Source organism: Methylobacterium sp. ARG-1, from assembly GCF_001262595.1.
GTDB classification, from domain to species: Bacteria; Pseudomonadota; Alphaproteobacteria; order Rhizobiales; family Beijerinckiaceae; genus Methylobacterium; species Methylobacterium brachiatum.
Window position 1 is genome coordinate 1 of sequence record NZ_LHCD01000052.1, and the last position, 25,795, is coordinate 25,795.

25 protein-coding genes and 1 tRNA gene are annotated in these 25,795 nt (G+C 69.4%); 19 read left to right on the top strand and 7 right to left on the bottom strand.

The genetic code is table 11. The features are described 5' to 3' along the window. Positions 1 to 488 precede the first annotated feature (488 nt). Positions 489 to 563: transfer RNA gene (locus AKJ13_RS28210), tRNA-Val, on the bottom strand. Positions 564 to 887: 324 nt separating this feature from the next. Here AKJ13_RS28210 and AKJ13_RS28215 point away from each other — a divergent pair. The 9 genes from AKJ13_RS28215 (at position 888) to scpA (ending at position 13,176) form a co-directional block, all read left to right on the top strand. Then, positions 888 to 1,931, top strand: a complete 1,044-nt coding sequence (locus AKJ13_RS28215) for a hypothetical protein (RefSeq protein ID WP_050736302.1) — start codon at positions 888 to 890, stop codon at positions 1,929 to 1,931. After that, positions 1,931 to 4,117, top strand: coding sequence for a glycosyltransferase family 2 protein (locus AKJ13_RS28220; RefSeq protein WP_050736303.1), 2,187 nt, complete (start codon positions 1,931 to 1,933; stop codon positions 4,115 to 4,117). Before AKJ13_RS28215 ends, AKJ13_RS28220 begins: the two co-directional genes overlap by 1 nt. A 214-nt stretch (positions 4,118 to 4,331) precedes the next feature. Next, on the top strand, positions 4,332 to 5,669 hold the full coding sequence (locus AKJ13_RS28225; protein ID WP_050736304.1) for an MFS transporter: 1,338 nt from the start codon (positions 4,332 to 4,334) through the stop codon (positions 5,667 to 5,669). A gap of 118 nt (positions 5,670 to 5,787) precedes the next feature. Further along, entirely contained in the window at positions 5,788 to 7,044 is a 1,257-nt protein-coding gene (cyoA, locus tag AKJ13_RS28230; RefSeq protein WP_007558441.1) for a ubiquinol oxidase subunit II, read from the top strand. Positions 7,045 to 7,118: 74 nt separating this feature from the next. Continuing rightward, a complete protein-coding gene (gene cyoB / locus AKJ13_RS28235; protein ID WP_050736305.1) occupies positions 7,119 to 9,119 on the top strand; it encodes a cytochrome o ubiquinol oxidase subunit I in 2,001 nt (666 codons plus the stop codon). A gap of 4 nt (positions 9,120 to 9,123) precedes the next feature. After that, positions 9,124 to 9,756: a cytochrome o ubiquinol oxidase subunit III gene (cyoC, locus tag AKJ13_RS28240; RefSeq protein ID WP_007558445.1), complete on the top strand. Its 633-nt coding sequence runs from the start codon at positions 9,124 to 9,126 to the stop codon at positions 9,754 to 9,756. Beyond that, positions 9,753 to 10,157: a cytochrome o ubiquinol oxidase subunit IV gene (gene cyoD / locus AKJ13_RS28245; protein ID WP_007558446.1), complete on the top strand. Its 405-nt coding sequence runs from the start codon at positions 9,753 to 9,755 to the stop codon at positions 10,155 to 10,157. The genes cyoC and cyoD overlap by 4 nt, the downstream gene beginning before the upstream one ends. Before the next feature lie 80 nt (positions 10,158 to 10,237). Further along, positions 10,238 to 10,954: an SURF1 family protein gene (locus tag AKJ13_RS28250; protein WP_050736306.1), complete on the top strand. Its 717-nt coding sequence runs from the start codon at positions 10,238 to 10,240 to the stop codon at positions 10,952 to 10,954. A gap of 56 nt (positions 10,955 to 11,010) precedes the next feature. Next, positions 11,011 to 13,176, top strand: coding sequence for a methylmalonyl-CoA mutase (gene scpA / locus AKJ13_RS28255; protein WP_050736307.1), 2,166 nt, complete (start codon positions 11,011 to 11,013; stop codon positions 13,174 to 13,176). Between the two features lie 43 nt (positions 13,177 to 13,219). Here scpA and AKJ13_RS28260 read toward each other — a convergent pair whose 3' ends face one another. Continuing rightward, complete coding sequence (locus AKJ13_RS28260; RefSeq protein WP_244471778.1) at positions 13,220 to 14,269, bottom strand: alpha/beta hydrolase; 1,050 nt, start codon at positions 14,267 to 14,269, stop codon at positions 13,220 to 13,222. 294 nt (positions 14,270 to 14,563) lie between these two features. Here AKJ13_RS28260 and AKJ13_RS28265 point away from each other — a divergent pair, with 294 nt between their 5' ends. Then, positions 14,564 to 16,198 carry an alpha-D-glucose phosphate-specific phosphoglucomutase gene (locus AKJ13_RS28265; RefSeq protein ID WP_050736309.1) on the top strand — a complete coding sequence of 545 codons (1,635 nt, stop codon included), beginning with the start codon at positions 14,564 to 14,566 and terminating at the stop codon, positions 16,196 to 16,198. 66 nt (positions 16,199 to 16,264) lie between these two features. Here AKJ13_RS28265 and AKJ13_RS28270 read toward each other — a convergent pair whose 3' ends face one another. From AKJ13_RS28270 to AKJ13_RS28280, 3 genes are all read right to left on the bottom strand, one after another. Continuing rightward, positions 16,265 to 16,639 carry a VOC family protein gene (locus tag AKJ13_RS28270; protein WP_050736310.1) on the bottom strand — a complete coding sequence of 125 codons (375 nt, stop codon included), beginning with the start codon at positions 16,637 to 16,639 and terminating at the stop codon, positions 16,265 to 16,267. A 64-nt stretch (positions 16,640 to 16,703) separates the two neighbouring features. Beyond that, positions 16,704 to 17,399: a YafY family protein gene (locus AKJ13_RS28275; protein WP_050736311.1), complete on the bottom strand. Its 696-nt coding sequence runs from the start codon at positions 17,397 to 17,399 to the stop codon at positions 16,704 to 16,706. Between the two features lie 50 nt (positions 17,400 to 17,449). Further along, on the bottom strand, positions 17,450 to 17,947 hold the full coding sequence (locus tag AKJ13_RS28280) for a GNAT family N-acetyltransferase (protein WP_050736312.1): 498 nt from the start codon (positions 17,945 to 17,947) through the stop codon (positions 17,450 to 17,452). A 197-nt stretch (positions 17,948 to 18,144) separates the two neighbouring features. Here AKJ13_RS28280 and rpsD point away from each other — a divergent pair, with 197 nt between their 5' ends. Further along, positions 18,145 to 18,762, top strand: a complete 618-nt coding sequence (gene rpsD, locus AKJ13_RS28285; RefSeq protein ID WP_007558459.1) for a 30S ribosomal protein S4 — start codon at positions 18,145 to 18,147, stop codon at positions 18,760 to 18,762. Between the two features lie 106 nt (positions 18,763 to 18,868). Here rpsD and AKJ13_RS28290 read toward each other — a convergent pair whose 3' ends face one another. After that, positions 18,869 to 19,141: a hypothetical protein gene (locus AKJ13_RS28290; RefSeq protein ID WP_050736313.1), complete on the bottom strand. Its 273-nt coding sequence runs from the start codon at positions 19,139 to 19,141 to the stop codon at positions 18,869 to 18,871. Here AKJ13_RS28290 and AKJ13_RS31720 point away from each other — a divergent pair. The 3 genes from AKJ13_RS31720 to AKJ13_RS28300 all read left to right on the top strand — a co-directional run bounded on the left by AKJ13_RS31720 (position 19,140) and on the right by AKJ13_RS28300 (position 21,164). Beyond that, positions 19,140 to 19,355, top strand: coding sequence for a hypothetical protein (locus tag AKJ13_RS31720; RefSeq protein ID WP_144426424.1), 216 nt, complete (start codon positions 19,140 to 19,142; stop codon positions 19,353 to 19,355). The genes AKJ13_RS28290 and AKJ13_RS31720 overlap by 2 nt on opposite strands. Beyond that, complete coding sequence (locus tag AKJ13_RS28295) at positions 19,352 to 19,696, top strand: DUF2293 domain-containing protein (RefSeq protein WP_050736314.1); 345 nt, start codon at positions 19,352 to 19,354, stop codon at positions 19,694 to 19,696. Before AKJ13_RS31720 ends, AKJ13_RS28295 begins: the two co-directional genes overlap by 4 nt. A 160-nt stretch (positions 19,697 to 19,856) precedes the next feature. Then, entirely contained in the window at positions 19,857 to 21,164 is a 1,308-nt protein-coding gene (locus AKJ13_RS28300) for a nucleotide disphospho-sugar-binding domain-containing protein (RefSeq protein ID WP_050736315.1), read from the top strand. A 15-nt stretch (positions 21,165 to 21,179) separates the two neighbouring features. Here the strand turns inward: AKJ13_RS28300 and AKJ13_RS28305 are convergent, their stop codons facing one another. Further along, positions 21,180 to 22,112 (bottom strand): LysR family transcriptional regulator, encoded by a 933-nt coding sequence (locus AKJ13_RS28305; RefSeq protein ID WP_050736316.1) that lies wholly within the window; start codon positions 22,110 to 22,112, stop codon positions 21,180 to 21,182. 62 nt (positions 22,113 to 22,174) lie between these two features. On the opposite strand from AKJ13_RS28305, the gene AKJ13_RS28310 reads away from it, so the two are divergent. The 5 genes from AKJ13_RS28310 to tsaD all read left to right on the top strand — a co-directional run. After that, positions 22,175 to 22,978 (top strand): SDR family oxidoreductase, encoded by an 804-nt coding sequence (locus tag AKJ13_RS28310; protein ID WP_050736317.1) that lies wholly within the window; start codon positions 22,175 to 22,177, stop codon positions 22,976 to 22,978. 127 nt (positions 22,979 to 23,105) lie between these two features. Beyond that, on the top strand, positions 23,106 to 23,942 hold the full coding sequence (locus tag AKJ13_RS28315; RefSeq protein WP_050736318.1) for an alpha/beta hydrolase: 837 nt from the start codon (positions 23,106 to 23,108) through the stop codon (positions 23,940 to 23,942). Positions 23,943 to 24,097: 155 nt separating this feature from the next. Further along, positions 24,098 to 24,493, top strand: a complete 396-nt coding sequence (locus AKJ13_RS28320; RefSeq protein WP_050736319.1) for a limonene-1,2-epoxide hydrolase family protein — start codon at positions 24,098 to 24,100, stop codon at positions 24,491 to 24,493. Between the two features lie 147 nt (positions 24,494 to 24,640). Next, positions 24,641 to 24,850, top strand: coding sequence for a TOBE domain-containing protein (locus AKJ13_RS28325; RefSeq protein WP_007558473.1), 210 nt, complete (start codon positions 24,641 to 24,643; stop codon positions 24,848 to 24,850). A 111-nt stretch (positions 24,851 to 24,961) separates the two neighbouring features. Further along, positions 24,962 to 25,795 (top strand): tRNA (adenosine(37)-N6)-threonylcarbamoyltransferase complex transferase subunit TsaD (gene tsaD, locus AKJ13_RS28330; protein ID WP_050736320.1); only part of this gene is annotated, 834 nt, incomplete at its 3' end.

Genomic DNA, 25,795 nt, shown 5'->3' on the forward strand with positions numbered 1-25,795 from the left:
CGCCACGGGATGCGAGCCGGCGATCCGACATGCCGTGACGATTCCGCCGTGACCTAACCGGCTGGCTTTGGACCGGGCTGAATGAGCTGCCCGGGGCACTGGCGGGCGTCGGTTGGAACTGAGGCCAGCGGTCGCGATGTGTCTGGCTCAGCGAGACAGAGGTTGAGTTGAGCGGCCGATGGGCCGGCGAGACCACATTCCACTTCGGTCAGGCTATTGCAGGCGAACGGGATCGTCCATCAGACCCGGGCGCAGGGCCAGCGCCATCGGATCTCCGCTCCCATGATCCAATTGCCGTCGACCTGCCAGCGCTCGAATTCAGCATCGGGCTCGACGGCTTCAACGATCGAATCGTGGTTTTCGGGCAACCCCTCACCGGGACGACCTCGAAGCGGTGCCCGATCTGGATCAGGGAGTGACCTTCAGGGGGATAGAGCGGCTCTAAGAAGTGCCATCGGCCGGCAGCAGACCGGCTAAATCATGGAGAATGGTGGAGACGACAGGGATCGAACCTGTGACCTTTCCCATGTCAAGGGAATGCACTACCGCTGTGCTACGTCTCCGTTCCGACTTGCTCAGGTTCATCGAACCTAAAGCCGCCGAAATATTTAAACCGGATCAGCGACTTATCGGGATGAACCGCTACCTTGTCAAGGTAGTGCTCTCCCGCTGAGCTACGCGCCCGGGCCGGTGCTGGTCGAGCACCGGTGGGCCGGGCCTATAGCTGGTGCCCGGCGGGGGCGCAAGCGGAACGTTGCGGTGCCCGGCCCACGGTCCGGGGCCGCGATGGTGCACGCGGGGCAGAAAATGCGCTATGGGCCTGCCGGCCGGCATCCGACCGGGCCGCCGAGGCGGTTCCGGCATTCCGCCGCCTCAAGCATCGGGACATGCGCTACTTCATCGATCACGATCACGGCGATTCGATCCGCGGCTGGATCGTTCCGGACAACCCCCTCGCGATCAGCCGGGTGATGGTCTCCGTCGCCGGCCAGCGCGTGGCCGAGGTTCCGGCCAGCGTCATCGACGAGGCGTTCAAGCGCAACGGCTGGCACGCGACCGGCCAATGCACCTTCGTGCTGACGGCGGCCGAGGTGCCCGGGCTGCCCGACATCCCGCGCCTCGAACTCTACGACGCCGACACCAACGTCCTGATCTACCGCCGCATGCCCCAGGAGGGGCTGGTGCGGCTGCGGACCATGCTCATCAACACCAGCATCGAGCCCGAGACCGCCCTGCAGGCGGCGTTGTTCCCGCATTTCCAGCACTGCTACTTCGGCGTCCACAAGCTGCCGGACGAGATCCTGACCTGCGTCCTGACCGGGCCGGCCGCGCCCTCGGCCTTCCTGTCGGGGGCCGTGACGATTCCGCGCTATGAGAACTTCATGACGCCGGACCTGATGATCACCGCGATCCTGGTGCAGGACCCCTACACCGAGATGGCGACCCGCATGCGCTGGCTGAAGGCGCGCGCCGGCGACGCCCTGGATCCCACGCGCGGCTGGCGGCTCGGGCCGCTCGCCGAGGCCGCTGCCTTCTCGGATGAGTACGACTTCGCCGACGTGAAGAGCCTGAAGCGCTACTTCCGCATGCTGCCGGAGCCGGCCTACCGGCTGCTCTACAACCCGCTGACCCGCCAGCTCGGCACTCGCATGCCGGAGGATCGCCTGCATCCGGGCAATTCCATCGCCGCGATCGAGATCCTGGCTCGGGTCGGCATCGTCGGCCACAGGACGCGCTACCACGCCTTCGCGTCGACCCTGTTCGATCGGCTGGGCATCAACGCCCCGGTGCCGGTGCCGCCGCCGATCCCGGCCGAGACCCAGGCGCTGGCCGAGCGCCTGCGCACGGTCAAGGCGGTGGAGGAGATGCTGGTCTTCGACGTCGCCATGTCGGATGCCGTGAAGGACTCGATCGACAAGAGCTGGGGCTGATGGTGCGGTCGAGCGAGACGGGGGCGCCCGAGACGCGCCTGCCGCCGGCGCACCTGACCGGAACCGGGCGCAAGCGGCGCCCCCTGCCGGTGCGGGCGGCGGCGGACGGGATGCGGATCGACCTCGCGGGCCTTTCCGGCCGCTGGCTCGAGATCACCCTGTCCAACGACCCGACCGAGGGGCTCGACACGGTTCCGGGCATGGCCTTCGCCGGGCCGGAGGGCCGTCCCGGGCCGCTGCTGCCCCAGGAAGCGACCGGCGGCGGCGCCTTCACCTGGATCGGCCGCCTCCCTGAGGGAATCGTCGCGCTGCGCGTGGCCGATCCCGCCGGCCGGATCCCGGCGCGGCTGCGCCGGGTCACGGTGCGCCGTCTCGACCGGCCCATTCTGATCCCCCGCGCGCTCCTGCGCGAGCCGGCGCTCGCCCTGCAGGCGCTGTACTGGCGGATCCTCGGCAAGAAGGTGCGGGCCCGGGGCTTCCTCGGCCGGGCGCTGGCCCACCGACGGGTGACCGGATACGAGGCCTGGATCCGCGCCCATGGCTACCGCCGGGCGGAGCGGGACGGGATCGCTGCCGAGATCGCCGCCTGGGCCGACCCGCCCCTGATCTCGGTGCTGATGCCGGTGCACGACCCGGATCCGAAGGTGCTGCAGGCCGCCCTCGCCTCGCTGCGCGCGCAGCTCTACCCGCATTGGGAGCTGTGCGTCGTCGACGACGCCTCGACCCGGCCCGCGATCCCGAAGATCCTGCAGCGCGCCGCCGAGGCCGATCCGCGCATCCGCGCGCTCGCCCGGTCCGAGAACGGCCACATCGCCCGGGCGACCAACGACGCGCTGAGCCTCGCCCGCGGCGTCGCCTGCGCCTTCATGGACCACGACGACGTGCTCACCGAGGACGCCCTCTACGAGGTCGCCCGCGCGCTCCGCCTCGATCCGGAGCTGGTGCTGATCTACAGCGACGAGGACAAGATTGACGGGCGCGGCCGCCGGTTCGACCCGCATTTCAAGCCGGGCTTCGACCGCGAGCTGCTCTACGCCCAGAACTACATCAACCACCTGACCGTGGTGCGGGCCGACGCGCTGCGGGCGGCCGGCGGCCTGCGCCCGGGCTTCGAGGGCAGCCAGGACCACGACCTGCTGCTGCGGCTCACCGACGGGCTCGACCCGGCCCGCATCCGCCACATCCCGCGGGTGCTCTACCACTGGCGCGCCGCGCAGGGCTCCGGGACCTTCTCGGACCGGGCGCTGGCCAAGGCCGAGGCGGCGCGCCTGCGCGCCCTCGACGAGGTCGTGGCGCCCTGGGGCGGCCGGGCCGAGCGTGGCCCCTCGGGCTTCAACCGCCTGATCCGCCCCCTTCCGGAGCCGGCCCCCCGGGTCTCGGCGATCATCCCGACCCGGGATCGCGCCGAGATCCTGTCGGTCACCCTCGACGGTCTCCTCACCGGCACCGACTATCCCGATATCGAGGTGGTGATCGTCGACAACGACAGCCGGGAGCCCGAGACCGCTTCCCTGTTCGCCCGGTATCGCGGCGACCCGCGGGTGCGCGTTGTGCCGGTCCCCGGGGCGTTCAACTTCTCCGACCTGTCGAATCGCGGGGCCGCCGCCGCCACCGGCCCGGTGCTGCTGTTCCTCAACAACGACGTCGAGGTGCTGGAGCCCGGCTGGCTCGGGGAGCTGGTCCGGCACGCGGTGCGGCCCGAGATCGGCGCCGTCGGAGCGAAGCTGCTCTATCCCGACCGCACGATCCAGCACGGCGGCATCGTGCTGGGGATCGGGGGCGTCGCCGGGCACAGCCATCTCGGCGTCCCGGACGAGGATCCCGGCTATTTCTGCCGCATGGTCATCGCTCACGAGGTCTCGGCGGTCACGGGCGCCTGCCTGGCCATGCGCGCCGACGTGTTCGAATCGGTCGGCGGCTTCGATGCCGAGGCCCTGAAGGTCGCCTTCAACGACGTAGATCTGTGCCTCAAGATCCGCCGGGCCGGCTACCGCATCATCTGGACGCCGTTCGCCAAGCTGATCCACCACGAATCGAAGAGCCGCGGCGCCGAGGACACGCCGGAGAAGCGCAAGCGCTTCGAGGGCGAGGTGCTGACCATGCTCGACCGCTGGGGCCCGGAACTCCGGGCCGACCCCTACTACAACATCAACCTGTCACGGAATTCGGCGCATTACCGGGTCTAGGATGGCGTACCCGGCCGGCCGCGCCGAGACGGGTTCCGCCCGCCGCGGCAGGCCGCCCCGCATGTCTGGACAGCAGGGCTGGCATGGGGGTGCCATGCATGCGTCAGTGGGTGAACTTGCGTCCGAAGCCGGTTGCGATACCTCTGGACATGCCGCATGAGGCGGTTCCGGCCATGGCGCCCGAACGGGCGCACGGCGAGGGCGGCAGTCAACAATGAGTGCGAACACCCCAATGGCCTCGGCCACAGTCCTTGAGCGCGACGCTCAGCAGGCGATGGGAGACCACAAGGTCCACCCGAACGAGATCGCCATCGGCGTGGTCATCGGCCGCGCGTCCGAATACTTCGACTTCTTCGTCTTCGGCATCGCATGCGTGCTGGTGTTCCCGAAGGTGTTCTTTCCGTTCGTCGATCCGTTGACCGGAGCACTCTACGCCTTCTCGATCTTCGCCCTCGCCTTCATCGCCCGGCCGATCGGGTCGGTGATCTTCATGGCGATCGACCGTCGGCACGGCCGCAGCGTCAAGCTCACCATCGCGCTGTTCCTCCTGGGCGGTGCCACCGCGGCGGTCAGCTTCCTGCCGCGCTACGATAGCATCGGCATCTCGGCCGTCTACATCCTGGCGGTGCTGCGGGTGCTGCAGGGCCTCGCGCTCGGTGGCGCCTGGGACGGGCTGGCCTCGCTGCTGGCGATGAACGCACCCCGGGAGCGGCGCGGCTGGTACGCGATGATCCCGCAGCTCGGTGCGCCCCTGGGCTTCATGGTGGCGAGCGCGCTGTTCGCGTTCTTCCTGGTCAACCTCGACGAGGCCGACTTCATCGACTGGGGCTGGCGCTTCCCGTTCTACTGCGCCTTCACCATCAACGTCGTCGCCCTGTTCGCCCGGCTGCGCCTGGTGGCCACCGACGAGTTCGCCCGGATGATGGATCTCGATCGGCTCCGGCCGGTCCCGGCGCTGGAGCTGTTCCGGCACCATGCGGGCGACGTGATCCGCGGGGCCTTCGTGCCGCTCGCCGGCTTCGCGCTGTTCCATCTCGTGACGATCTTCCCGATCGCCTGGCTGGCGCTCAACAACACCCACCGCTCGCCCGGCGAGTTCCTGATCGTGCAGTTCTCCGGAGCCATCGTCTGCGCCGGCGCGATCGCGGCCTCCGGACTGATTGCCGACCAGATCGGCCGCCGCAACTGCCTGATCATGAGCGCCTCGCTGATCGCCTTCTTCGCGGTCGGCAGCATCATCGCCCCGCTCCTGTTCGGTGAGAGCGCGATCGGCCAGACCATCTACGTGACGATCGGCTTCATGCTGCTCGGCCTCGCCTACGGCCAGACCGCGGGCGCGGTGACGGCCCGGCTCGGCAACCACTACCGCTACACCGGCGCCGCGCTGACCTCCGACTTCGCCTGGCTGGTCGGCGCCGGCTTCGCCCCGCTGGTGGCGCTGTTCCTGTCGCAGCGCTACGGCCTGGCCATGGTCGGGGTCTACCTCCTGTCGGGCGCAGCCTGCACCCTCGCGGCGCTGTTCTTCGACCGCTCGGAAATGCGCCAGATGTAGTCGGCCGCCGCGCGGCGAAGGCTGCGCGACCTCCTTCCAGAATCTGCCGGAACTGCCGCGTCACGCGCGGCACGGCAGGGACGCCGCGCCTGCGGCTTGGGATAAAGAGACGAGTGCTGTGACCTCTTCGACCCCTCTCCCGGACAGGATCGAGCCCGCCAAAAGCCGGGGCGGCCCTGCGCGGCGCCTCTTGCCGCTCCTCGCCCTGCCGCCGGTCCTGGCGATGCTGGGCGGCTGCAACCTCGTGGTCATGAGCCCGGCCGGCTACGTCGCCGAGCAGCAGCGCAACCTCGTGCTCGCCGCCACCGGGCTGATGCTCCTGATCATCATCCCGGTCATCTTCTTCACCCTGTTCTTCGCCTGGCGCTACCGTGCCACCAACGAGGACGCGGTCTACGATCCCGAATGGCACCACTCGACCCAGCTTGAGGTGCTGATCTGGACGGCGCCGCTGATGATCATCATCGCGCTGGGCGCGCTGACCTGGATCGGCACCCACACCCTGGATCCGTTCCGGCCGCTCAGCAAGATCGACGCGAAGCGCGACATCCCGGCCGGCGTCGAGCCGCTCCAGGTCGAGGCGGTGGCCATGGATTGGAAGTGGCTGTTCCTCTACCCGCAATACGGGATCGCCACGGTGAACGAGCTCGCCGCCCCGGTGGACCGGCCGATCCAGTTCAAGATCACCGCCACCGACGTGATGAACACGTTCTACGTCCCGACGCTGGCTGGCATGGTCTACGCGATGCCGGGCATGCAGACCCAGCTCCATGCGGTGATCAACCGCGAGGGCTCCTACGAGGGCCGCTCGGCGCATTATAGCGGCGCCGGCTTCTCGAACATGTTCTTCAAGTTCAACGGCGTGACCGACCAGGCCTTCGACCAGTGGGTCGCCAAGACCAAAGCCCAGGGCGGCGAGCTGACCCAGGAGGCCTATCTCGAGCTGGAGAAGCCGAGCGAATCCGAGCCGGCGCGGTTCTACAAGTCCTACGCAAAGGGCCTGTTCGACCGGATCATCGGCATGTGCCCGCGGCCGGAGCAGATGTGCGTCGGCGAGATGGTGAAGATCGACGCCCGGGGCGGTGCCTCGGGGGCCGAGGCCCAGGCCAACTACGACCGGCTTCAGTATGACAACCGCATGGCCGATCGCGGCAACGAGGCCCCGGGCGCGACGGGCCCCGCATCCGGGACCGGCCCGCACGGGCAGACGCAGCCGCAGGGCATGAAGCCCCGGCCCGACATGGGCAACCCGGACTCGCGGGGTCAGGGCGAAAGCGCGCTGCCCGGGCAGGAGAAGGCGCCCGAGGTCAAGGCGCCGGACAGCCAGGGCCAGAAAGAGGGCGGGCAGATCGCGCCCAAGCAGCTCAACCAGTAAGAACGCTCGCGTGAACGCGGGCCCCACACCCAAAACCGGCGGTCGCCGTCGAACCCATTGAACGGGCCGATCCCATGTTCGCAAACCTGGACCTACAACAGTTGATCCTCGGCCGATTTACGATCGAGCAGATCCCGTATCACGAGCCCATCCTGCAGGCGACCTTCGCCGGCGTGGCCGTGGTCGGCCTCGCCGTGCTCGGCGTGATCACGTATTTCCGCTTCTGGGGGCCGCTGTGGCGTGACTGGGTCACGTCCATCGACCACAAGAAGATCGGTATCATGTACTGCATCTTCGCGCTGATCATGCTGCTGCGCGGCTTTGCCGACGCGCTGCTCATGCGCTCGCAGCAGGCGATCGCGTTCGGCTCGGAGCAGGGCTTCCTGCCGCCGCACCACTACGATCAGATCTTCACCGCCCACGGTATGATCATGATCTTCTTCGTGGCGATGCCGTTCGTCACGGGGATGATGAACTTCGCGGTGCCGCTGCAGATCGGCGCGCGCGACGTGGCCTTCCCGTTCCTGAACAACTTCAGCTTCTGGATGACGGTGGCCGGCGGCATCCTCGTGATGGTCTCGCTGTTCGTCGGCGAGTTCTCGCGCGCCACCTGGCTCGCCTACCCGCCGCTCTCCGGAGCGGCCATGAGCCCCGGCGTCGGCGTCGACTACTACATCTGGGCGCTGCAGATCGCGGGTATCGGGACCTTGCTCTCGGGCATCAACCTGATCGCGACCATCGTGAAGATGCGCGCGCCCGGCATGACCATGATGAAGCTGCCGATCTTCGTCTGGTCGTCGCTGTGCACCAACATCCTGATCGTGGCCGCCTTCCCGATCCTGACGGCCGTTCTCGCGATGCTGTCGCTCGACCGCTACGTCGGCACGCACTTCTTCACGAACGACCTCGGCGGCAACGCCATGCTGTACTTCAACCTGATCTGGATCTGGGGTCACCCGGAGGTCTACATCCTGATCCTGCCGGCCTTCGGCGTGTTCTCCGAGATCACCTCGACCTTCTGCGGCAAGCGCCTGTTCGGCTATACCTCGATGGTTTACGCGCTGGTGGTGATCACCATCCTCGCCTACCTCGTGTGGCTGCACCACTTCTTCACCATGGGCTCGGGCGCGGACGTGAACTCGTTCTTCGGGATCACGACCATGATCATCTCGATTCCGACGGGCGCGAAGATCTTCAACTGGATGTTCACGATGTACCGCGGCCGGATCCGGTTCGAGGTGCCGATGCTATGGGTGGTGGCGTTCATCGTCACCTTCGTGATCGGCGGCATGACCGGCGTCCTGCTGGCGGTGCCCCCGGCCGACTTCGTGCTCCACAACTCGCTGTTCCTGATCGCGCACTTCCACAACGTGATCATCGGCGGCGTGCTGTTCGGCATGTTCGCCGGCGTGACCTTCTGGTTCCCCAAGGCCTTCGGATTCAAGCTCGACGAGTTCTGGGGGAAGATGGCCCTCGTGTTCTGGGTGAGCGGGTTCTACGTCGCCTTCATGCCGCTCTACGTGCTCGGCCTGATGGGCGTGACCCGGCGCATGCAGCACTTCGAGGACCCGTCGCTGCAGATCTGGTTCGTCATCGCCGCCTGCGGCGCGGGGCTCATCGCCTTGGGTATCGCCTCGCAGATCGTGATGTTCGTGGTCTCGATCCGCAACCGCGAGAAGCTGCGTGACCTGACCGGCGATCCGTGGGGTGGCCGGACCCTGGAATGGTCCACCTCCTCGCCGCCGCCGGACTACAACTTCGCCTTCACCCCGGTGGTGCACGATTCCGACGCGTGGTGGGACATGAAGAACCGCGGCTTCGCCCGGCCGATGACCGGCTACAAGCCGATCCACATGCCCAAGAACACCGCCGCCGGCGCCATCCTGGCCGGTCTGAACTTCACCTTCGGCCTGGCCATGGTCTGGTACGTCTGGTGGCTGGCGGCGCTCAGCTTCGTGGCGATCATCCTCGTCGCGATCCTTCACACCTTTAATTACCATCGCGACTACTACATTCCTGCCGACACGGTCAGTCGGACGGAAGGTCAGAGGACGCGCGAGCTGGAGATGGCGTGATCCGATGATGCACGCGGAAACTGCACCCCCCGGCGCTGCGGCGCCGGTCTTCTACCAGACCGACGAGGAGGGCCATCATTCCGAGGGCTCGACGATGCTCGGGTTCTGGCTCTACCTGATGAGCGATTGCCTCATCTTCGCGACCCTGTTCGCGACCTATGGCGTGCTCGGCCGCAGCTACGCGGCCGGGCCGACCCCCAAGGACCTGTTCGATCTGACGGGCATCGCGGTGAACACCGCGATGCTGCTGTTCTCGTCGATCACCTACGGCTTCGCCATGCTGGAGATGGATCGGGACCGGATCAAGCAGACCCAGATCTGGCTCGCGATCACAGGCCTGTTCGGCGTTGCCTTCGTGGCCCTGGAGATCCGGGAATTCGTCCACCTGTTCCATGAGGGCGCCCCGCCCTGGCGCAGCGCCTTCCTGTCGTCGTTCTACACCCTGGTGGCGACGCACGGCCTGCACGTCTCGGTGGGCATCCTCTGGCTGGTCGTGCTGCTGGTGCAGCTGCGCAAGCACGGCCTGATCGTCGAGAACAAGCGCCGGCTGATGTGCCTGTCGATGTTCTGGCACTTCCTCGATCTGATCTGGATCGGGGTGTTCACCGTCGTCTACCTGATGGGAGTGCTCGAATGAGCGCCGACGCGCACCACCTGACCGGTCACGGTCAGGACACCCACGACGCCCACGCCCACAGCGAGGGCGGGCACGGCTCCTTCGGCAGCTACATCACCGGCTTCGTGCTGTCGGTGATCCTGACGGTGATCCCGTTCTGGCTGGTGATGGGCAACGTGCTCGACAACAGCCTCGTCACCACCCTGGTGATCCTGGCCTTGGGCGGTGTGCAGATGGTCGTGCACATCATCTACTTCCTGCACATGAACACGAAGTCGGAGGGCGGCTGGACCTTCCTGGCGCTGATCTTCACCATCATGGTGGTGGTGATCATGCTCGCGGGCTCGGTGTGGGTGATGTACCACCTCAATCACAACATGATGCCGATGGATGCCCACGACGTCATGAACAACGCCCGCTGAGCGCGCGTCCGGAGATGAGGCCCACGGGGTCGGGAGGGGGGGCTGATCCGGGATCAGCCCCCGCCCCGGCCCCGATTTCGTTGCTGCGGCGCGTCGTGTTCGGCGTGGCCGTGGGCGTTGTGTTCGTCGTCCTGCTGGGCCTGGGAACCTGGCAGGTCCAGCGCCGGGCCTGGAAGCTCGACCTGATCGCCCGGGTCGATGCCCGGGTCCACGCCCCGGCCGTGCCGGCCCCAGGCCCCGCCGAATGGCCGCGCATCGGCCTTGACGACGCCTACCGGCATGTCTGGCTGTCCGGCACCTTCCTGCATGATCGCGAGACCCTGGTGCAGGCCGTCACCGAGCGGGGTGGCGGATTCTGGGTGCTGACGCCGCTCCGCCGGCCCGACGGCACAATCGTCCTGGTCAATCGCGGCTTCGTGCCGGGGGCGAACCGGGACCCCGCGACCCGTCAGGCCGGGCAGGTGGCGGGCGAGGCGCGGGTGACCGGCCTCCTGCGGCTCACCGAGCCCGGCGGCGCCTTCCTGCGGGCGAACGATCCCAAGGACGGGCGCTGGTACTCCCGGGACGTCGCCGCCATCGCGGCCGCCCGGGGCCTGACCGACGTCGCCCCCTACTTCGTCGATGCCGACGCGACGCCAAATCCCGGCGGCCTGCCGGTGGGCGGGCTCACGGTCATCGCCTTCCCGAACAGCCACCTCGTCTACGCACTGACCTGGTACGGGATGGCGCTGATGCTGGCGGGCGCGGTGATCGTCATCCTGCGCGGCCGCCGGACCCCTAGACCTGTGGGGGAGTAGCCCGGTTTCCGGGGCCGTCTATAATGAGGTGACAAACGCCACAACGAGTCACCGCCATGACCACCCGCATCCCGAACTTCGCCGAGATCCCTTTGGTCGGCGAGCCGCTGGCGGTGGCGTCGCCGGCCCTCGGTGAGCCCTGGATGACGCCGGAGGGGATTCCGGTGAAGGGGCGCTACGGGCCGGAGGACCGGGAGAGCATCGAGTTCCTCGACACCTATCCCGGCATCGCGCCGTTCCTGCGCGGCCCCTACCCGACCATGTACGTCACCCAGCCCTGGACGATCCGGCAATATGCCGGCTTCTCCACGGCCGAGGATTCGAACGCCTTCTATCGGCGCAACCTCGCGGCCGGCCAGAAGGGCCTGTCGGTGGCCTTCGACCTCGCCACCCACCGCGGCTACGATTCCGACCACCCCCGCGTCTCGGGCGATGTCGGCATGGCCGGCGTGGCGATCGACTCGATCTACGACATGCGGACGCTGTTCTCCGGCATCCCGCTCGACGAGATGACCGTGTCGATGACGATGAACGGCGCGGTGCTGCCGATCCTCGCCCTCTACATCGTCGCCGCCGAGGAGCAGGGCGTGCCGCCTCAGAAGCTCGCCGGCACGATCCAGAACGATATTCTCAAGGAGTTCATGGTCCGCAACACCTACATCTATCCCCCCAAGGGATCGATGCGGATCATCTCCGATATTTTCGCGTATACATCCAAAAATATGCCGAAGTTCAACTCGATCTCGATCTCCGGCTACCATATGCAGGAGGCAGGCGCCACGAACGACCTGGAGCTCGCCTACACGCTCGCCGACGGCGTCGAGTACATCAAGGCTGGCCTCGCGGCCGGCCTGACCATCGACCAGTTCGCCCCGCGCCTGTCGTTCTTCTGGGCAATCTCGACCAACTTCTTCATGGAGATCGCCAAGATGCGGGCCGCGCGCCTGATCTGGGCGAAGCTGGTGAAGGGGTTCGATCCGAAGTCCGACAAGTCTCTGGCGCTGCGCACCCACTCCCAGACGTCGGGCTGGTCGCTCACCGCCCAGGACGTGTTCAACAACGTCACCCGCACCAATATCGAGGCCATGGCGGCAACGCAGGGCGGCACGCAGTCCCTGCACACCAACGCCCTCGACGAGGCGCTGGCGCTTCCCACCGACTTCTCGGCCCGGATCGCCCGCAACACCCAGCTGTTCCTGCAGCAGGAGAGCGGCACCACCCGGATCGTCGACCCGTGGGGCGGCTCCTACTACGTGGAGAAGCTCACCGCCGACATCGTGGCCCGGGCCTGGGAGCATATCCGCGAGGTCGACCAGCTCGGCGGCATGGCCAAGGCGATTGAGGCCGGCATCCCCAAGCTGCGGATCGAGGAGGCCGCCGCCCGGGCCCAGGCCCGGATCGATTCCGGCCGCCAGACCATCGTGGGCATCAACAAGTTCAAGGCCGACGACGACATGGCCATCGACCTCCTGCGGGTCGACAACGGCAATGTCCGCCGCCTGCAGATCGACAAGCTCAAGCGCCTGCGCTCCGAGCGCGACGAGGCCGCCGTCACGGCCCGGCTCGAGGCTCTGACCAAGGCCGCCGACACGAACGAGAACTTGCTGGCGCTGGCCGTCGACGCGGCCCGGGCCAAGGCCACCGTCGGCGAGATTTCCGAGGCCCTGGAGAAGGCCTGGGGCCGGCACCGCGCCGAGATCCGCTCGATCTCCGGCGTCTACAAGCGCGAGGTGGGGGGCATGTCGCCAGTGGTCGAGGAAGTCCGGGCGCTGGTCGAGGCGTTCGAGGAGAACGATGGCCGCCGGCCGCGCATCCTGGTCGCCAAGATGGGCCAGGACGGGCACGACCGCGGCCAGAAGGTCATCGCCTCGGCCTTCGCCGATCTCGGCTTCGATGTGGATATCGGGCCGCTCTTCGCCACCCCGGCGGAGGCCGCCCGGCAGGCGGTAGAGAACGACGTGCACATCGTCGGCGTCTCGTCGCTGGCCGCCGGCCACCTCACCCTGGTGCCGGAGCTGAAGGCCGCGCTCACCGAGCAGGGCCGCGACGACGTGATGATCGCCATCGGCGGCGTGATCCCGCCGGGCGACTACGACGCCCTGGTGGCGGCCGGCGCCTCGGCGATCTTCCCGCCTGGCACGGTGATCGCCGAGGCCGCGGTCAAGCTGATCCGCGCGCTGAACGAGCGGCTGGGCTACGCGGCGCGCCAAGCGGCGGAGTAGGATCGGGTCCCGTCTCCCCGGTCGCGGGGAGACGGGGTTAGGCTCATTTCAACGCCTGCGGGTCCGCCTCCGTGAGGAAGGCCGCGACCGCGTGGAGGAACTGCATGCGGTTCTTCTCCATCATCACCGTATGCGTGCCCTCCCCGAGCTCGATGAAGCGCTTGTAGGGGGCGTGCGTGAGCTTGGTGAAGTATTCCTGCGCCTGGTAGCTCGGCAGGTCCGCGTCCCATTCGGCGTGGATGAGCAGCACGGGCACGCGGATGTCGCCCGGATCGTAGAGCGGCTTGCCCGCCGCCCAGTACGCATCCTTGTCGGCCACGGTGCCGTTCGGCGCGCGCAGCACCGGCGGCGTTTGCCCGGCGCCGACCGGATCGCTGGCGAAGGTCGCGTCGGCCCATTGGTCGAACCAGCCCGGCGGGATCAGATCGGCCTTCTTGTCCTCGGGCACGCCGGTGAGCCAGCGCGCCTTGGCGCTGTCCCGGCTGACGCTGCGATAGGCGCCGAGCGGCCCGGAGCCGCCGCCCATCAGCGACGGCGTGCGCGCCAGCCATTGCGGCGCGTAGAGGACCAGCCGGTTGACCCGGTCGTTGTGGGTGCTGGTGTAGAGCCCCATGGTCGAGGTCCCCCAGGACCAGCCCATCAGGTCGATCTTGTCGACGCTGCGCCGCTTCAGGATGAAGTCGACGACCTGCCCCACCACCTTGGCCGCGTCCGGCGTGCGCATGAACGGCGGGTTGTCGGCGGGCGGCGCGCTCATCTGCGCCGGGCGCCCGGATTGCCCGTAGCCCGGCAGGTCTACCAGGTAGACGTCGAAACCCTGGCCGGCGAAATAGTCCATCGCCGACATCCCGCCGAGCGGCAGGTCGAAGGCTGTGGAGGCCGGGTAGGTCGAGCCGTGCACGAACAGCAGGATCCGGTCGCCCGGGAACCGCTCCGTCCCGGCCGGGTGCTTGTTGCGCACGTAGATGTCGATGCCCGGCTCGCTCCACGGCAGCCGGAATTCCTCCGTCTGCAGCCGCGCGGACGGCGCGGCCGTCGCGGCGGAGGGGGGCAGGGTCGCGGCGAGGCCCGCCGCCGCGAGCGCCCCGAACATCTGTCGCCGCGGCAATCCGGTCTCCAATTGTGTCCTGCCCTGGCGCGGGCGAGGCTGCGATGGTCCGTCCGAATATGTATCCTCCCGGCCGCCTTATCTGGCGGATCGGGCGATACAACCGCCGGAGTCTGGCGGGCGCAACCGCTGGTGAGCCTTGCCGGCACACGAGGAACCGGTTTCGTCGCGCGATCCGCTCAAACCGCTGTGACAAAGCCCTCCCGATCCTGCCCCGCACGGGTGACGCCGGGCCCCCGGGCGGGCATTGAGGCGGAAGATTCAGGGAGACGCCCGTCCATGACGACTCCGACGACCGTCGACACCACGCCCTTCCCCGACCAGAAGCCGGGCACCTCCGGGCTGCGCAAGAAGGTGCCGGTGTTCCGGCAGCCGAACTACGTCGAGAATTTCGTCCAGGCGATCTTCGACACCCTGCCGGACAAGGCGGGCGCGACCCTGGTTCTGGGCGGCGACGGGCGGTTCCTCAACCGCGAGGTGGTGCAGAAGACCCTTCGGCTCGCTGCCGGCAACGGCTTCGGCCGGGTGCTGGTCGGGCGCGGCGGCCTGCTCTCGACCCCGGCGGCCTCCTGCGTGATCCGCAAGTCCGGGGCGCTCGGCGGCATCGTCCTATCGGCGAGCCACAATCCGGGCGGGCCGGACGGTGATTTCGGCATCAAGTTCAACGCTGCCAATGGCGGCCCGGCGCCCGAGACCGTCACCAACGCGATCTTCGAGCGGGCCAAGGCGCTCACCCGCTACAGCCTGGTCGAGGCCCCGGATCTCGACCTCGACACCCTGGGCGAGACCCGGCTCGGCGCCATGACGGTCGCGGTCATCGACCCGGTGGCCGATTACGCCGAACTGATGCGGACGCTGATCGATTTCGACGCGGTGTCGCGCCTGTTCGCCTCGGGCTTCCGCATGCGCTTCGACGCGATGAGCGCGGTCACCGGCCCCTACGCGACGGCGATCCTGGAGGGGATGCTCGGCGCCCCCGCCGGCACGGTGGTCAACGCCGTCCCGAAGGAGGATTTCGGCGGCCACCACCCGGATCCGAACCCGGTCCACTGCCACGACCTGTTCGACCTGATGCAGGGCCCGGACGCGCCGGATTTCGGCGGCGCCTCGGACGGCGACGGCGACCGCAACATGATCGTGGCGCCGGGCCTGTTCGTGACGCCGAGCGACAGCCTCGCGCTGCTCGCCGCCCATGCCCACCGGGCCCCGGGCTATGCGGGCGGGCTGGCCGGCATCGCCCGGTCGATGCCCACGAGCCGCGCCGCCGACCGGGTCGCGGCGGCCCTGGGCATCCAGGCCTACGAGACGCCGACCGGCTGGAAGTTCTTCGGCAACCTGCTCGATGCCGGCCTGATCACCCTGTGCGGCGAGGAGAGCGCCGGCACCGGTTCGAACCACGTGCGCGAGAAGGACGGGCTCTGGGCGGTGCTGCTCTGGCTCAACATCCTGGCCGCCACGGGCGAGCGCGCCGACGCGCTGGTGCGGGCCCATTGGCGGACTCACGGGCGGGACTACTACGCCCGCCACGATTACGAGGAGGTCGAGTCCGACGCCGCCAACGGCCTGATGGAGGCGTTGCGTGAAAAGCTCGCCGGCCTGCCGGGCACCCGCATCGGCGACCTCACGGTCTCGACGGCGGACGAGTTCGCCTATCGCGACCCGGTGGACGGCTCGCTCACCGAGCGCCAGGGCATCCGGATCAGCTTCGCCGAGGATGCCCGCGTGGTCTTCCGCCTCTCGGGCACCGGCACCGCCGGGGCGACGCTCCGGGTCTATCTGGAGCGCTACGAGGCTGACCCCGCGAGCCTCGACCTCCCCGTGGCCGAGGTGCTGGCCCCGGTCGTGGCGGCGGCCCGTGCCCTCGCGGAGATCGAGCCCCGCACCGGCCGGGCCGAGCCGAGCGTGGTGACCTGACCGGTTCGGGTTTCCAAAGGGCTCAGCCCTTTGGCGGGGTATCGGGGCGGAGCCCGATAGCAGCGCCTATTGTGCCTGGGCGCGCGCGTAGATCCGCAACCGGTGCCCGTCCGGATCAACGGCGACGAAGCTCCGGCCGAAATCGAGATCCGTGGGCTGCAGGAGGATCTCGGCCCCCTCGGCCTGCCAGTCGGCGTGGATCGCGTCTACGCGTGCGGCCGTGTCCACCCGGAAGCCGATCTCGCCGCCACCGCCCGCTTGCGTGGGGGCCGGTACGACACCGTTCCGCGCCCACAGGCTCAGCGCCAGCCCTGAGGGCAGCGCAAACAGTACGAAGGTCGGGCTCGCCTCAACCGGCTCCCGGCCGAGCAGTCGCGCGTAGAGGCGTGCGCTGGCCTCCGGGTCGGTGACGTAGAGAAGGATGTTGCTGGGTTCGGCCATCGGTCGCTCCTGTCGGTGAGGGCGCAACCTCGATATCCGGCGCCGCTGCTAGATTCCGGCAGCATCAAGGAGCCGGGTCGGTGATGCCCTCAGCGCGCCGCCAGTCCTTAAGCAGGGCCTGCCGACGCTTCGGGTAGCGGGCATCGAGCAACTCTGCAGCGGCGATCCGCTCGGTGCGGAAATGCCGGAAACCCTGGCGCAGCTCGCACCAGCTCAGCAGGATGCGCACGGAGTCGAAGAACGCCAGCGCGAACGGCCAGACGATCCGCTCGGACACCGCACCCGCCCCGTCGCGATAGCGGAGCGCCAGCTTGCGCTCGGTGCGGATCGCCCGGCGCAGCAGAGCGGGATCGACCGCGTCGGCGGGTGCGGGCGTGCCTGGGCCGACCAGCAGCGCCGCACTCTCGAAGGTCTCGCGCAGATCGTCGGGCAGGACCGCGCCGATCCGGGCGAGCGCGCTCCGGGCGGCGCCGCTCAGCCGATCGTCGGCGCGGTCGGCGACCCAGCGCGAACCGAGGACCAGGGCCTCGATCTCCTCCGGGCTGAACATCAGCGGCGGCAGCAGAAAGCCCGGCTTCAGGACGTAGCCGATCCCGGGCTCCCCTTCGATGGACGCGCCCATCGCCTGGAGGCTCGCGATGTCCCGGTAGAGGGTGCGCAGGCTCACGCCAATTTCCTCCGCCAGCGCGCGCCCGCTGACCGGTCGCCGGTGCCGTCGCAGGACGTGGAGCAGATCGAACAAACGTTCCGAGCGGGACATCGGGCACGTCTACACCCGAGTCGCTGCCATCAGATGACAGCATCGGGGCTTCAGGCCCGATGCTGTCCCGGGCCGAGATCCTTGACCATGTACACGGTGATGTCGTCGTCCAGCGTCCGGCCCGGGCCGGCATACAGCTCTTCCCGCTCCACCCGGTAGCCGAGGGCGGCGTAGAGGCGCAGGTTCGCCGTGTATTTTTTATTCGTGTAGAGCCGCAGCCGCAGAAGCGCCGCTTCGGCGGCGATCGACTCGGCGTGGGTCAGGAGCGCGGTGCCGAAGCCGCGGCCCTGATCATTCGGATGGACCGCGACGTTGACGATCAGCAGATCGTCGTCTCTGCGCAGAGTCTCGATCAGCGCCGCCAACCCTTCGCCGGATTGGAGCAGGTCGAACCGATGGTGCCGCACGGCCTGCGCGTAATCGGCTTGCATCGGCGTCGGCAGACGGCCGATCAGCGGGATCCACTTGGCGTAGGCCGCGTCCACCAGCGCCCGGATCGCCGCCGCGTCGGTTGGCGCCCCACGCCGGATTCCGAAAGTCTCGGCCACCCCCAAAAACCTCCTATGGTTGACCCGGGCGGGTCCATCCCCTAAAGACCCGGCCGTCGATGGGGCTCCGCACGGGGCCCCGTCGCGTTTTCACGCGCACCCGTGGGCGGGATCCTCCCGCCCTGTCGTCCCCGACCTGAATGTCCGGGAAAAGGAGGGCGCGTTCCTCAATCTCGGTCACGAGAGGACGCGAAGAAATGTCGAAGCGGATTCAGGCGAAGCACAAGCTCGACCGCCGCATGGGCCAGAACATCTGGGGCCGCCCGAAGAGCCCCGTCAACCGCCGCGAATACGGCCCCGGCCAGCACGGCCAGCGCCGCAAGGGCAAGATGAGCGACTTCGGCACGCAGCTGCGCGCCAAGCAGAAGCTCAAGGGCTATTACGGCAACATCACCGAGAAGCAATTCCGCCGCTACTACGCCGAGGCGATCCGCCTGCGCGGCGATTCCGGCGAGAACTTGGTCGGCCTGCTCGAGCGGCGCCTCGACGCCGTGGTGTACCGGGCGAAGTTCGTGGCGACCCCGTTCGCGGCGCGCCAGTTCGTCAACCACGGCCACGTCAAGGTCAACGGTGTCCGGGTGAACATCCCGAGCTACCAGGTGAAGGCCGGTGACCTGATCGAGGTCAAGGAATCGTCCCGCCAGCTCGAGATCGTCATCGTGGCGACCCAGCTGCCCGAGCGCGACGTGCCGGACTACATCGAGGCCGATCACGCCAAGATGACCGCCCGCGTCACCCGCATCCCCAGCCTGTCCGAGGTGCCTTACCCGGTGCAGATGGAGCCGAACCTCGTCATCGAGTTCTACTCCCGCTGATTTTTGGGATCACACCCCGGCGCCGAGCCGGTGGCGGGGTGTGTTTCGGACCGTCGACGAACAAAAAGGGGCTGCCCGCAGGGGCGGCCCCTTGTCGTATGCGGGCTCAGCAGCCGTTGCAGATCGTCCCCATCGTGTGGCGCATCTTGCTGTCCCACGCCTTGGAGCGGGCTTCCGCGGCCTTCTGCGCCTTGATCATCGCGACCTCGTTGACCGGCCGGGACGTGCCCGTGACGGCCGGGCTCGGCGGCTTGGTCTGGCCCGTCGCGGTGATCCGGCGGCCGACCCGGGCGCCGTCCGGATTGGCCGGGCTCTGAGCCAGGGCCGGCGCCGCCCCGAGCAGGACGCCCAGGATCACCGCGTGACGGATCGTTGCCATGGACCTGATCTCCCCGACGGCGGGTTGTCTGTCTGCCCCGCCTCAACTGCCGATGACATTAGTGCCGCATCAGAGCGCGTTGCAATTGGATGCGGCGCTAAGCCTTTGTCGTGATGCGCTGGCGCGTGCCGAAGCGGCATCCACTGGGCCGGCGAGCGCAGTAGCCGCCCGCGGCGGCGAAATCATGGTGCCCGGGCCGGAGGCCGTCCGGTGAGCGCCCCCCTGCCCCCGCCCCGGAACCGCCGTGAGGCCGTGGCTGAGGCGCTCGCCCGCATCGCCCCGCGCCTGCCCGCCTTCGAGGCCGACGCCACCCTCGATCGGGCGCTGGCGAGCCCGGGCCTGCGCGGCGCCGCCCCCGAGACGGCCGCCCGCCTGGCCCTGGTGACCTATGCCCGCCACGTCTTCACCGATTACGACGAGCTCCTGGGCGAGGGCTACGACCGCGACAGCGCCCGGCACTTCGTTCTCGATGACCTCAACGCGGCGCTGATCGCCTGGGGCGCCGCCCCCATCCCGGAGGAGGCGGAGGCCGATCCCGAGGGGGACCCGGATTAGCGCGGCGTTACGCCTGTAACCGGATCCCGGGCGGGCGAAACGCTGTCGTAGCCTGCACGGCGCAGACACCCGGACAGGAGCGGGACCGGTCGCCCAGCGCCGCGCGCAGGCCGGCGCGTGACCTCGTCATCGCCCGCTCCGTCACAGCAGCGGGTACCGCATGAAGATCCTGTTCGCCGCCACACCGGTCGCCGGCCACCTGAACCCGCTGCTCGCCATCGCGCGCATGGTCCTGGCGCGCGACGACGAGGCGGTGGTCGCCACGGCCACGTATCTCCGGCACGCCGTCGAGGCCTCGGGCGCCCGCTTCCTGCCGTTCGATCCCGGCGCGGATCTCGACCTCACCCGGATCGAGGACGTGCTGCCCGAGCGCGCCAGCCTGCCCCCGGGCCCGGAGCAGCTGCGCTACAATTTCGAGCGCCTCTTCCTCGATCCGATGCCGGCGCAGGCCGAGACGCTGCGCCGGATCATCGCGACGGACCGCCCCGACATCGTCGTGGTCGACGATCTGTTCTTCGGCACGACGCCCCTGTTCCTGGATCGCGCGAGGCCCCGGCCGCCGATCGTCGCCTGCAGCATCACGATCATGGTGGCGGACAGGCCGGACGGCGCCCCGAGCATGATCGGGCTGCCGCCGGCGCGCGACGCGGCCACGCGGGAGACCTACGCGGCCATGGCGGCCGGCGCAGAGGCCGTGTTCGGTGCGCCGGTCCGCGCCTACGCGGATGCGAAGCTCGCCGCGATGGGGCTGCCACCGCTGCCCTGCTCGGTGCTGCACTCGCGCCATCTCATGGCCGACGCGTTCCTGCAGACCACCGTCCCGGCCTTCGAGTACGATTTCGGGTCGCTGGCCGGCCATGTCCGGTTCGTGGGCGCCCTGCCCCCGCCCCCGCCGCAGCGGGATGCCGCGCGACCGGATTGGTGGGACGAGCTCGACGGGTCGAAGAAAATCGTGCTCGTGACCCAGGGCACCGTCGCCAACGTCGATCTCGGTGAGCTCGTCGAGCCGACCCTCGCGGCGTTGGCCGGGCGCGACGACCTGCTGGTGCTGGTCACCACCGGCCGCCGGCCGATCGAGAACGTGCGCGGACCGATCCCGAAGAACGCCCGGCTCGCCGAGTTCCTCGATTTCGCGGCGCTGCTGCCGAAGGTCGACGTGCTGGTCACCAACGGCGGCTACGGGACGGTCCAGCTCGCCCTGCGGGCCGGAGTGCCGATCGTGGCGGCGGGGCGCACCGAGGACAAGGCCGAGGTCGGCGCGCGGGTGGCCTGGTCGGGCGTGGGCATCGAGATCCCCGCGCAGCGGCCCGAGGCCGCGGATCTGCGCGCGGCGGTCGAGCGGATCCTGTCCGAGCCGTCCTACGGCGCGCGGGCGCGGGCGATCGGGGCGGACATGGCGGCGATCGACACGCCGGCCGCGATCCTCGGCATCCTGGACGACCTCGTCGCCAAGGCCCGGGCCGCCTGACCTCACGGGGCCGGCTTAGGAAGCCGAAAGCCCCGAAAAACGCTCGGCCAGCCGCTGCTCCCTGAAGGCCTCGGTGACCCAGTCGACGAAGGCCCGGGTCTTGGCCGGCAGCAGCGTCCGGCTGGTGTAGTAGAGCGAGATCGCCCCCGCATCGGCGTACCAGTCGGGCGCGAGCCGGAGCAGGCGGCCGCTCTTGAGCGTCTCCACGACGTCGGGCACCGCGACCATGGCGACGCCGAGCCCGAGCAGGGCGGCCTGCTGCATGGCATCCGGGTCGTTGACGATGATCGAGGCCGGCAGCGGTGCGGGCCTCTCCGCGCCCGCGGCGTTGCGCATGGTCCAGCGCTGGAGGCGGCCGGTCCGGAGCGAGCGCATGACGATGCCCTGCAGTGCCTGAAGCCCGGTCGGGTCGGCGGGCAGCGCCCGACCGGCCATGTAGGCGGGGGCAGCGACCGCGATAACGTGGGCCGGGGCCAGGGTATGGGCGATGAGGCCGGGGGACAGGTCGAACCCGGCCCCGATCGCGGCGTCGTAGCCCTCGGTGACGAGATCGACCCGCCGGTTCTCGAAGTGCCATTCCGGGCGGATCCGCGGATGGCGGGCGAGGAAGCCCGGCAGCAGCGGCAGGAGGTGCATCGTGCCGAAGGTCGGCGCCATGCTCACCTTCAGGGTCCCGGCCGGCTCGCCGCCCAGAGTGGCGAGCCCGGCGATCGCCGCCTGGAGGCCCTCCAGGTTGTCGGCGATCGCGAGGCGGAAGGTCTCGCCCGCTTCCGTCAGGCTGAGCTTTCGCGTCGAGCGGTGGAACAGCCGCACGCCGAGATTCCGCTCCAGCATGGCGACGTTCCGGCTGACCGCGGCCGGCGTCAGCGACAGGCGCCGGGCGGCCTCCGAGAAGCTGCCGTGCTCGGCGCTGCGGATGAAGGATTCCAGGTTGGCGAGGGTTTCCACGATGGCGCCTTCAATCGTCGGTTGAAGGTGTACCAAGCGTATTCCGGCTACACCACGGGGGAATGCATCGGCCATACCCGCGTCACCGGAGCAGCAGGAGTGACGCCGTGGGCCAGGATTCTCAACCCCTCGCGGGCAAGGTGGCCCTGGTCACCGGCGGATCGCGCGGCATCGGCGCCGCCATCGTGCGCCGTCTGGCCCGGGACGGCGCCGACGTGGCCTTCAGCTACGCCGCCTCGCGGGCGCGGGCCGACGGGATCGCTGGAGAGCTCAAGGCGCTCGGGCGCCGGGCGCTCGCCATCCAGGCCGATCAGGCCGACATCGCCGCGGTCGCCGGCCTGGTCCGGCAGGTTCACGCCGCGTTCGGGCGGCTCGACATCCTGGTCAACTCGGCCGGCGTCTTCGTCACCGGCCTGGTCGACGACCCGAACGCCGACCGCGCCGCCTTCGACCGGCAGCTCGCTATCAACGTGACGGGCGTCGCCGCCGCGGTCCGGGCCGCCGCGCCCCTGATGCCGGCGGGCGGCCGCATCGTCTCGATCGGCACCACGGGCGCCGACCACGTCCCGTTCGCGGGGGCGGCCGATTACATCGCCACCAAGGCCGCCGTGGCGGCCTATACGCGGGGCTGGGCGCGGGATCTCGGTCCCCGCAACATCACGGTCAACCTCGTGCAGCCGGGGGCGATCAACACCGAGATGAACCCGGAGGACGGGCCCTTCGCCGAGACGCTGAAGGGGCTCGCCGCGCTCGGCCGCTACGGCCAGCCCGAGGACATCGCGGCCGCGGTCGCGTTCCTGGTCGGTCCCGATGCCGGTTACGTGACGGGCGCCACGCTGAACGTCGACGGCGGCCAATCCGCCTGATTCCGGCATCCCGGCATCGATTGTGGATCCCCCGCCGTCGGTGCCCGCACCATCATCGTCCTGAAACGATCGGCGCTCTACTGGTCATCGGCCCGCGTCGATCCGGAAAGCGGCAAGGAGTACCCGTATGCCCTTCGTATCCACTCCCGATGGCGTCGAGATCTTCTTCAAGGACTGGGGCCCGCGGGACGCGCAGCCGATCGTCTTCCACCACGGCTGGCCGCTCTCCGCCGACGATTGGGACGCGCAGATGCTGTTCTTCGCGGCGCACGGCTTCCGCGTGGTCGCGCATGACCGGCGCGGTCACGGCCGGTCGGCCCAGATCTCCGAGGGCCACACGATGGACGATTACGCCGCCGACGCGGCCGCCGTCGTCCGGCATCTGGACCTGCGCGAGGCCATCCATATCGGCCATTCCACCGGCGGCGGCGAGGCGGCGCGCTACGTCGCCCGGTACGGCCAGCCGGAGGGCCGCGTCGCCAAGCTCGTGCTGGTCAGCGCCGTGACGCCGCTCATGCTCCAGACCGCCGACAATCCGGGCGGCCTGCCGATCGCGGTGTTCGACGGCTTCCGCCAGGGGCTCGCCGCCAACCGGGCGCAGTTCTTCCTCGATGTGCCGACCGGCCCGTTCTACGGCTTCAACCGCGCCGGCGCGACGATCCACCAGGGCGTGATCCTGAACTGGTGGCGCCAGGCCATGATGGGCAGCGCCAAGGCGCATTACGACGGCATCAAGGCCTTCTCGGAGACCGATCAGACCACGGACCTCCGGGCGATCACCGTGCCGACGCTGGTCCTGCACGGCGAGGACGACCAGATCGTGCCGATCGACGCCGCCGCCCGCGCGGCGATCAAGCTGCTGCCGAACGGGACCCTCAAGACCTATCCGGGCTTCAGCCACGGGATGCTGACCGTCGCGGCCGAGACGCTGAACGCCGACATCCTCGCCTTCATCCGGGGGTAGAGCGCTCGCCGCCGAAGTGGATACCGATTCGGCGCAAGCGAGCGCGCCAAATCAAAGACTTAGAGCCATTCTCGATTGCAACGCGATCGGGAATGGCTCTAGTCCGCCCGGCCCCGCCGCGCCCCCGATCCCGGACCCAGGACACGAGACCGCCGATGCCCACGGACATGCCCGAAGCCGCCCTGGTGCGGCGCTTCTTCGACCGGATCAACGCCGACCGGTTCGACGAGGCGATCGACCTCCTGGCTGAGGATGTCCTCTACCACAACATCCCGCTGCCGGAGATCCGGGGGCGGGAGAACGCCCGGCGCTTCCATAAGGATTTCGGGATCGGCAGCCGCATCCGGGTCGAGTGGCGGCTCCTGCGCCTGGCCCAGGACGGCGATACCGTGCTGACCGAGCGATTCGATCTGTTCACCGACGCGCAGGGCGGCCGGATCGCGCTGCCGACCATGGGCAGCCTGCGCGTCGTCGGCGGCGCGATCACGGAATGGCGGGACTATTTCGACCTGGCGAGCTTCGAGACACAGGCCGCCGCCCTGCAGGGCTGATGCCGCCTGGCGCGGGCTTGCCCCGGGCTGGCCTCCGGCCCGCCGCCGCCCCGGGGTGGTCGCGCCGACCCGCGCCATGTTGTAGGAGACGCCCCGGACGCCGCCCGGGGCGGCCAGGGGGCTTTCCAGGGAGCTTTGCGGCACAGCATGAAGATCAGCGCGCGCAACGTCATCAAGGGCACGGTCGTGTCGGTCGACAAGGGCTCGACCACGGCCCACGTGAAGATCGAGATCAGCCCCGGCCAGGTGATCACCGCCTCGATCACCAACGAGGCGGTCGATTCGCTCAAGCTCGTGGCCGGCGGCCCGGCCTACGCGGTGGTGAAGGCCTCCGACGTGATGATCGCGGTCGACTGAGCGGCCGTTCGGCGCCCGGGCGGTCATTGCGCCTGCCGGGCGCCCGGATTACGCCCGCCCGGCAGGCTTCCGGGCGGGGGCCTGCAGGTCCGTTGATCGAGGGAGTGGCCCGTGAAGACCGTGCTCGGCATCGAGACCACCTGCGACGAGACCGCCGCTTCCGTGGTGTCCGTCGATGAGGACGGGGCCGGGCGGATCCGCGCCAACGAGGTCCTGAGCCAGATCGCCGAGCATGCCGCCTATGGCGGCGTCGTGCCCGAGATCGCTGCCCGTGCCCATGTCGAGGTGCTCGACCGCCTGATCGCCCGCGCACTCGACCGGGCCGGGATCGGCTTCGCCGACCTCGACGGGATCGCGGTGGCGGCCGGGCCCGGGCTGATCGGCGGCGTGCTGGTCGGCCTCGTCACCGCCAAGACCCTGGCGCTGGTGACCCGCAAGCCGCTCCTCGCCGTGAACCACCTCGAGGCCCACGCACTCACCGCGCGGCTGACCGACGGCCTCGCCTTTCCGTACCTGCTCCTGCTGGCCTCGGGCGGCCACACCCAGCTCGTCGCCGTGCGCGGGGTCGGCGATTACGTGCGCCTCGGCTCGACGGTGGACGACGCGATCGGCGAGGCCTTCGACAAGGCGGCCAAGCTGCTGGGCCTCGGCTATCCCGGCGGCCCCGAGGTCGAGCGCATGGCCGAATCCGGTGATCCCGAGCGCTTTGCCCTGCCCCGGCCGATGCTGGGCCGGCGCGAGGCGGATTTCTCTCTGTCGGGCCTCAAGACCGCCCTGCGGATCGAGGCCGAGCGGATCGCCCCGCTGGCCGAGCGCGACGTCGCTGACCTGTGCGCCAGCTTCCAGGCCGCCGTGGTCGACGTGGTGGTGGACCGCGCCCGGGTGGCCCTGCGCGCCTTCTCGGGGGTCGCCGGCCGGCCCACCGCCCTGGTGGCGGCGGGCGGC

Bases quoted from the DNA above. Each gene is read 5' to 3' on its own strand.
- AKJ13_RS28215 (WP_050736302.1), top strand. From the start codon at position 888: ATGCGCTACTTCATCGATCACGATCACGGCGATTCGATCCGCGGCTGG.
- AKJ13_RS28220 (WP_050736303.1), top strand. From the start codon at position 1,931: ATGGTGCGGTCGAGCGAGACGGGGGCGCCCGAGACGCGCCTGCCGCCG.
- AKJ13_RS28225 (WP_050736304.1), top strand. From the start codon at position 4,332: ATGAGTGCGAACACCCCAATGGCCTCGGCCACAGTCCTTGAGCGCGAC.
- cyoB (WP_050736305.1), top strand. From the start codon at position 7,119: ATGTTCGCAAACCTGGACCTACAACAGTTGATCCTCGGCCGATTTACG.
- cyoC (WP_007558445.1), top strand. From the start codon at position 9,124: ATGATGCACGCGGAAACTGCACCCCCCGGCGCTGCGGCGCCGGTCTTC.
- cyoD (WP_007558446.1), top strand. From the start codon at position 9,753: ATGAGCGCCGACGCGCACCACCTGACCGGTCACGGTCAGGACACCCAC.
- scpA (WP_050736307.1), top strand. From the start codon at position 11,011: ATGACCACCCGCATCCCGAACTTCGCCGAGATCCCTTTGGTCGGCGAG.
- AKJ13_RS28260 (WP_244471778.1), bottom strand. From the start codon at position 14,269: ATGTTCGGGGCGCTCGCGGCGGCGGGCCTCGCCGCGACCCTGCCCCCC.
- AKJ13_RS28265 (WP_050736309.1), top strand. From the start codon at position 14,564: ATGACGACTCCGACGACCGTCGACACCACGCCCTTCCCCGACCAGAAG.
- AKJ13_RS28270 (WP_050736310.1), bottom strand. From the start codon at position 16,639: ATGGCCGAACCCAGCAACATCCTTCTCTACGTCACCGACCCGGAGGCC.
- AKJ13_RS28275 (WP_050736311.1), bottom strand. From the start codon at position 17,399: ATGTCCCGCTCGGAACGTTTGTTCGATCTGCTCCACGTCCTGCGACGG.
- rpsD (WP_007558459.1), top strand. From the start codon at position 18,145: ATGTCGAAGCGGATTCAGGCGAAGCACAAGCTCGACCGCCGCATGGGC.
- AKJ13_RS31720 (WP_144426424.1), top strand. From the start codon at position 19,140: ATGGACCTGATCTCCCCGACGGCGGGTTGTCTGTCTGCCCCGCCTCAA.
- AKJ13_RS28290 (WP_050736313.1), bottom strand. From the start codon at position 19,141: ATGGCAACGATCCGTCACGCGGTGATCCTGGGCGTCCTGCTCGGGGCG.
- AKJ13_RS28300 (WP_050736315.1), top strand. From the start codon at position 19,857: ATGAAGATCCTGTTCGCCGCCACACCGGTCGCCGGCCACCTGAACCCG.
- AKJ13_RS28310 (WP_050736317.1), top strand. From the start codon at position 22,175: ATGCATCGGCCATACCCGCGTCACCGGAGCAGCAGGAGTGACGCCGTG.
- AKJ13_RS28315 (WP_050736318.1), top strand. From the start codon at position 23,106: ATGCCCTTCGTATCCACTCCCGATGGCGTCGAGATCTTCTTCAAGGAC.
- AKJ13_RS28320 (WP_050736319.1), top strand. From the start codon at position 24,098: ATGCCCACGGACATGCCCGAAGCCGCCCTGGTGCGGCGCTTCTTCGAC.
- AKJ13_RS28325 (WP_007558473.1), top strand. From the start codon at position 24,641: ATGAAGATCAGCGCGCGCAACGTCATCAAGGGCACGGTCGTGTCGGTC.